This is a genomic window from Sphaerospermopsis sp. FACHB-1194 (genome assembly GCF_014696235.1).
GTDB lineage: Bacteria > Cyanobacteriota > Cyanobacteriia > Cyanobacteriales > Nostocaceae > Sphaerospermopsis > Sphaerospermopsis kisseleviana.
On sequence record NZ_JACJPU010000089.1, the window covers coordinates 1 to 7117 of the forward strand.

Annotated in this window: 6 protein-coding genes; 1 reads left to right on the forward strand and 5 read right to left on the reverse strand. The window is 35.8% G+C overall.

Features of this window, described 5'->3' with window-relative positions; genetic code table 11:
• The coding region (locus H6F45_RS25650; RefSeq protein WP_199301914.1) for a hypothetical protein at nucleotides 1-806 on the reverse strand (806 nt) is incomplete at its 3' end.
• A gap of 955 nt (nucleotides 807-1761) precedes the next feature.
• Here H6F45_RS25650 and H6F45_RS25660 point away from each other — a divergent pair.
• Nucleotides 1762-2148, forward strand: coding sequence for a hypothetical protein (locus tag H6F45_RS25660; RefSeq protein WP_190348760.1), 387 nt, complete (start codon nucleotides 1762-1764; stop codon nucleotides 2146-2148).
• 909 nt (nucleotides 2149-3057) lie between these two features.
• Here H6F45_RS25660 and H6F45_RS25665 read toward each other — a convergent pair.
• The 4 genes from H6F45_RS25665 to H6F45_RS25675 form a co-directional block, all read right to left on the reverse strand.
• Nucleotides 3058-4671: a DUF87 domain-containing protein gene (locus H6F45_RS25665; protein WP_190348761.1), complete on the reverse strand. Its 1614-nt coding sequence runs from the start codon at nucleotides 4669-4671 to the stop codon at nucleotides 3058-3060.
• 771 nt (nucleotides 4672-5442) lie between these two features.
• Nucleotides 5443-6021 (reverse strand): hypothetical protein, encoded by a 579-nt coding sequence (locus tag H6F45_RS25670; RefSeq protein WP_190348762.1) that lies wholly within the window; start codon nucleotides 6019-6021, stop codon nucleotides 5443-5445.
• Between the two features lie 219 nt (nucleotides 6022-6240).
• The gene (locus H6F45_RS27230; RefSeq protein WP_277877037.1) at nucleotides 6241-6372 is read right to left on the reverse strand and encodes a hypothetical protein; all 132 of its coding nucleotides are present in this window, start codon (nucleotides 6370-6372) and stop codon (nucleotides 6241-6243) included.
• 86 nt (nucleotides 6373-6458) lie between these two features.
• A partial coding sequence (locus H6F45_RS25675; protein ID WP_206754861.1) for a hypothetical protein occupies nucleotides 6459-7117 on the reverse strand: 659 nt, incomplete at its 5' end.

A 7117-nucleotide genomic window follows, 5' to 3' on the forward strand; every position in this document is an offset into this window, starting at 1 on the left:
TTAATCTTCCCTAATTGGTGATCAAGAATAGCTTGCTTATGTTGCTTATTAATAGCCGCTAAAAACTCATCAATATTATGATTTTGGAAATAGTCAGCAGCGCCAAAACCAGATCCGTTTTTTTCTTGCTTGCCATTGACGGTTTTGTATTCCCATCTAGGCAGATCGCGCCAGAATAATCTGGGTTTTAAAACCAAACAAGGTATACCTACAATTGCACTAGCTAACCTAACCTTATTAGCTTTTTTAATCCCCTCTAAATCATCATCCATCCAGAAAACTAACAACGATATGCCGGTATCTTTGAGGAGTTGAATATTATGCTTTAATCCATCTAAAGTCCAACATTTTGCCATAAATGTCGATGCAATTAATCCCTTTTGACGCAAACTTTCACAGTCCTTTTCACCCTCAGTAACAACAATTGCTTTATTTGCAGCGTAGTTTCTAACATCATCAATTCTGTAGGGACTGAAGAATTTTGTTATCGTCCAATCGTATTTTTTAAACAATAAAGAATCGAAAGTAACTGAACTAAAAATACTCTCATCGTGCGACTTACCCGGTTTGAGTTGATATTGTCTTATGTCTTTAATAGCTTTACCCTTACCCGGATCTATAGCTAAATCATTCCACCTAACAACAATGCCTTCATTATATTGATAAATTGTGCGATCGCACTCCCTAGCTATCAAATCTTTTTTATTAAACTTATGCGTAGTCCTATATCTAGGCAATTCACTAGCCAGACTTGGCAACTTCGCAACATCGACATTAACGGGAATAGCAACGGGATTAATGATCATCTGGTTATCCTCAAAAAAATCAATCAACTTCGCCCTACCTGATCTCATTTTAAGTCCAATAACGTCTTATTCTCGTATCGCAGACATACCGATATCTTATTGAAAAAAGCCGTTCTAAACTGTATCAATAAGAGAACATTATCTAATGTCAAGCACTAAATTATAACCCTTACGCTGTAAGGATTCCAGCCATTGCAAATATAACGATCTATCGTCAAAAATCAGCTATTTATCAACTAACGCGATTATCTCATTAGGTTGTATTAGGTATGTTTCACAAATTTTTTTTAAATTAACGCTGCTAGGTATCTCGTCAGGATTATTTAGAAACTTATATATAGTGTTGAGGCTGATCTTAGTTTCCTTACCTAACCTATACGCGGTAAACTGTTGATACCCTTTACCCGTGCCATGTATCCTGACATATTCGGCTAATCGTCGTTGATCCGTTGTTTCAATAAATTGCCGGAGCGTATTCACTAATTTCATATATTTAACCAATCACTCTCGCCTTATTATACCAAAAAAACTAATAATATAAATAACCACACCTTAAAACACCTATTCGTAGGGGCGTAGGGGCGACTTGTACTGAGCCTGTCCTGAGCGGTGTCGAAGGGCGGAGTCGAAGTAAGCATTTGGACGATAACTTAACAGAATGATCAAAAAATAAACTTCCAAATGCTTCGCCCAAACCATCACAAACAAATCCATAACTTCTTAACTAAAAACACCTTAAAAACCTATTCGTAGGGGCGACTTGTACTGAGCCTGTCCTGAGCGGTGTCGAAGGGCGGAGTCGAAGTAAGCATTTGGACAATAACCTACAAAAAAGATCAAAAAATAAACTTCCAAATGCTTCGCCCAACCATCACAAACAACCCCAAACCAATTGCAACTATAACAAAAATATTGCTATAATACAAACATATTACAAAACAAGGATGTTGCAACAATGAAAACCGAAATAATATGTGAAACCATCAAATCATGGGCATTCAGGCTAATAATTGATAACCAAAAAAACCAAATAAAAATACAACGCGGCTGGTTAGAATATGCCCAACCAATAGAAACCGATAACGCCCAAATAGCAACCATCAAAAACCAACTAGCTAACGATAAGGACTTCATAAAAATAACTGACAACGAATACATTAATATGTCCTTAGCTAAAGGTTATGAATGTTGTTATTACCCAACCTCCAAAAAAACTTATCAAACCTTAGTAAAAATATATTCAGTGAATGAAGAAAGTTTAATTTTCGATGTGAACATATATGCCAAATTAAGATCCCAATTTCCAGACAAACTAATAAGCTATGGACTATCATTAGTCTAATCAACTAGGTAAGGAATAGAAGATGACCCGGCTAAGTGTTGGGTTATTTTTTATACCTGTCCTAAATTTGTACTTAGAAATGGACTCAAAGCTTTATGGCATAAGGATTTGAGCCTGGCCGAAGCCTGGACGAATACTTAGAAATGGACTCAAAGCTTTACAGCCTATTATTTTTGACTTTTGACTTTTGACTTTTGACTTCCGCGAAGCGGTACTAGTCCCCAATCACTACTTACAATCTAAAATGTATAAAATACACTACTTAAATTTTATAACACTGTCCGTATACTGCACTTAGAAATTAAATTGTAAGCTAACTGACTAAGCATACTAAGTAGTAAATACCCAAAGCCTTACACTGTAAGGGTTTTAGCTAAACATCAGATCCTAGAAAGTTTTTATTTATACAAATAAACCTATAAAATTAATCAAAAATCACTTACAAAATTTTTGTATTTTAAAAAACTCAGTAGCTGACATACTTACAGTTTTTTGAGATAAATATCTTACTAAAGTGTTTAAGTAGCAAACCTTAAAAACCTTATGCTGTAAAGGTTTCAGCAATTTTAAGGATTTTACCAGGGCTAAATCAGGGAACTATACGGTATTTTCTAAAGTTGCCTTTAAAATCCAATTTAAGGACTGTTGAAAACATCTAACGATGATTCTGTTATTGAAACTAGCTAAAGACATTTAAAGGGTGTTTTTTGTGGGGTTTTGGGGAATGGGTTTTTAACTAACCCTCCCTATTCCTTACTAAGTTTCCTCCCAAAACTTCGCTAAAACCCTAAACACCCTTAACTTATTAATATATTATGGGAAAATATCACCGATGTACACAAAAGTTACCTGAAAAATTAAATAAAATACTTAAAAGGGGACTGTTAAAATACCCTCCCCTTACGACTCCTAATGCAGCCTTAAAACATTACCATCCCAATCGCCATAACCCGCGTCAGCAATTTCTTTTAGCCATGCCTTGATCTGATCAGCACTAAATCGAGCGCCACTAACTTTAAAATTGGGCTGCACATAAGCTGCTGTAATTAGCTTTTTATTGGTTCTAACTAGATAATCTAGTAGGTTTTTAGCGTCAGCACTTAACTCAACATTTTGGCTATATAACTCTTCCAATCGTTCCCGTTCCCTTCGACTTCGCTCAGGGAACAAATCCCCAAAAACTCTAATCTTTTCAGTTATTTTTGGCAGTGCAACCTTAACCCAATCATTAGAATTTTCTATTTTTAATAAAGCTGTACCCGATGATATAGGTTGTTTTGTAGTTGGGTTAGTAGTTGCTAAAGGCTGAATTTGTTGGCTACGTTCTATTAAATTGGCTAATCCTTTAATATTCCCTAAACATGATTGGGTATTGTTATGCGCGACAAAAATAACAGGCAATTCTTGTTTTCGAGAAAGTGTTAATGCAACCTTAAAAAACTTGCTAATTAATTCCTTATCTTCGATAAAATCAGCATAAGTAGAAACCTCCTCACATAGTACAGATACAGCTTTACCTTGTTTCCATAAGTTACTTCGCCATTCATCCTCACTAATATTTGATTTACCAAACTCCTCATAACGACTCATCACTTCATTAACATATTCCCTCATATAGTTTTCTATTTCTGAGTGTGTGTTAATAAGCCTCACGCCCTGCCATTCGTAAGCATTACTATTCGGATCTAAAACCACAATTTGATAACCCATATTGGATTTTTCTCGTAATAAGTATCTTGCTAACCAAGATTTACCAGATCCCTGATTACCCCAAATCAAGCAAGTAGTTGATAAAAAAGACTTAACCCAGTCAGTTGAATTATCTTCTAATACTAATTCTGTAGTTTGAGTTGATTCTTGCGATTGTGCTAACGCATAACTTCCATACTTATCAAAAGACTTACCACCATCCAGCAAGTAACCCCAATCGTGGTAATCGTCCTTACCCATACTCATCAATAAAAGATTAATTTGCACCGGGCTAATATTTCTTAAAAACTCCAACTTTGCCTCACTAGACTTGATCGGTTTCAAATGTTTAAGTAGTTCATTAGCCGAATAATTCACTAATTGCTTATCAACCGCCAAATTAGATCCGGCAATATGGTTATTAAGTTCCAAACTGCTTAAATAATGTGGCCTAACATAATTCAAACTTTCTCTTAGTTTTGCAGATACACCTACAGTCAAACCACCGAACAACATAGCAGCAATTCCCAGATTTAGCTTATTTGGGTTATCTGCTTTAATTCTTCTAATTGTCCTTAAATTGTCACTCGACAAAAACGCATAGCTATTAAAATCAGGATTTGATGATTTATGCTTATTGGCTGTAAAGTAAGGCTCTGGAATAGTCGCAATGTTTGTTAACTTACATCCTTCATTTTTAGGACTAAAACAAATCTCTCTCTTGCCAATTCCATTCCCTATTGATGCTAACAAAGCTAACGTTAGTGAGATCGCCCCTAACCCAAAACTAGCAAATTCCAGATTTAATTTTTCATAGCGTGTTTGCTTGTCCATTTTTCTAGCTCCTTAGTTGATTCATAAGTTTTGATACATCCAATAATCAGGGTTAAATACGCTGTAACCTACTTATAGTAGGGACTTTGAGCCATCCTGGTATCGTTATTAGCTATAACTTAAACTTATCAATTGATTAATTAATAAGTTTTACTAATCAAGTAAAGTAACCCGTACCATTCGATAAAGCCTTATATAGCAAGCATTTTGAAGAATATTAACTAATTAATAATCAATCCAAAAAACTTATTAATTAGAGTCGAACTGAAAACCCGTGTCGAACTGAAAACCTTACTATATAAGCGCTTCGACATTTTGCACCTTACCCCTGTGTCGAACTGAAAACCCGCCCTACCAAATACATAAGATTTCCTTAACTAGCGCCAAGTTAGTTTTATCAAACCGTGAGGAACGGAAAACCCTTGGCTACACTGCATTCTTGAGGATTAATGAAAACTACCCGGAGGAACTAAACAACATAACCAAAACTTATACAACACCCAATTGATAAGTTTTCTTAATGTAGCTTGACCCAGGCTCAAAGCCTTACTATACATAAGTTTCAGCCTGGTGCAAAATTACCAGAGGGGCAGGGTAGCTATAAGCAAGAGTTATATAACTAGAGGTTCGGGTTAAAAACGGATAACCCTCAAAAACCAGAGATAACGCGAGAAATTAACCAAAAATGACCAAAATAGAGGTAAAGGTTAGAAACTGAAAACCAGAAATAAAGGGATAAATTAGCCAAAAATAGCCAAAATAGAACCGTGTCTATTTCTTCCTTAGCGTTATCGCTCCAAAGAAAACCAACAAAATCGCCAAAAATGCCACAAAGAAATTATTATTTTGCGGCTCTGGTAAATCGCGATATTCGCGCTCTTGCTGCACAATCACGTCAAAACTATTTTTAGCTAATGTATCGATCTGATACAAATCAAACGATATTTTTCCGGCGTTAGCTGATAACGTCAGTGTCCTTAACACCTGAATAGGCAACTTATACTTATCCTCTATTCCCACCCTCACCCGTTCCCCGGAATGGTCAAAACTAAAGTTAGTAAGTGTCACAAGTCCCGATCCTACTACCGGAACTAAAGAAACCATAACAGGGTACAAACCAATAACGCCAAGAGATAACAGGTACTGACTAGTAACAACTTGGCAACCTGCCAAAAAAGCAGTTTGTCCTATTCCTACCAAAAAATCACTAGCATAATCTTTACCAACAATAGACTTGTAAGCTTGCTTATCGTCGTATTGCTGACGATGATCAACCGGAAAATTTCCGCTAGTTTCACTAATCAAATTAGTAGTGTGTGGTTTGACAATATCCGTTTTATTTGCTATCATAGGTATAACATCCTTAAAAAAATTACGTTCTACCTTTACTAACTAGATCAGCGCGTGATCTGGTTTTTTTATTTGTGGTTGTTTGCAAAATTGACTTCATAATAATTCCTCAATGAATGCCCCAAATAGTTGCCTAAAAAACACGGTACAAAAACCAAAACCAAAACCAGATATGGCTTGATCAAAACCGCTTTATATTCCCTCGTAGGGACGGTTAAATTATCTTTTTTGGACTGCATAAGAATAAACTCCTAAACCGATCAAGCCCGCCCCTAATGGGTTGATAGCAGCAGCGAAACCAAACAATAAACTTAATGTCGCAATTCCGGTGTAAGTGCATAATTCAATCATGATTTTTTTCTCTCTCTCAGATTTAATAAACGAAAGTGCCATAAGGTAGCGAGAATCTACTAACGCTACCTTGTAACTAAGAAAATTCAACTTTTCAGCAGCGAAAATATCGCCTTTGATGTTTCCATAGCCTTCATTGTTGCCACCGACTTTTTTTTACCTTGTGTGCTAATTCCTCTATTTGCCAAAAACTCCTTAGCGTCACTCGCCATAATCATTTGAGCCGCTTCGCTTGCTTGATTAGCAAAATCATCCAGATAACTTTCTAACCCGTGCCTAACTGTTTCAGAATGGATTTGAACAAAATCATTAACTGTTTTTTGCGCTGAAACATAAGCAAGGGCTTCATTTATTTGTAGAATTGATAAATGATAAGAGCCATAAAAGTCAACCAAAGAATTAATGCAACCATTGAATATCTGTTCCTTCACTTCATTTGTTAAATCTGACTCTTCCATTTGTGCGATCGCACTTTCCTCAAAACTAGTCCCTGATAGCTTCTTAATTCCCTGACTAGCGGCTAATTTTAAACTTTCAACAATCACCTCATATTCACTTAACGGTATTTCTTTGATTGATTCATAATTATCAGGGTAGCGATCCGCTAAAGCAAACCTAATCACATCCTCATCAATGCTTAGTTGTTTAGAAATTTCTTTGATAGAAATGTTAGTCATCTTTTCTCGCTCCTTAATACATCTTGGATACAGCAGCTTTAAACTTATAAATCGAAAAATCATCTGGG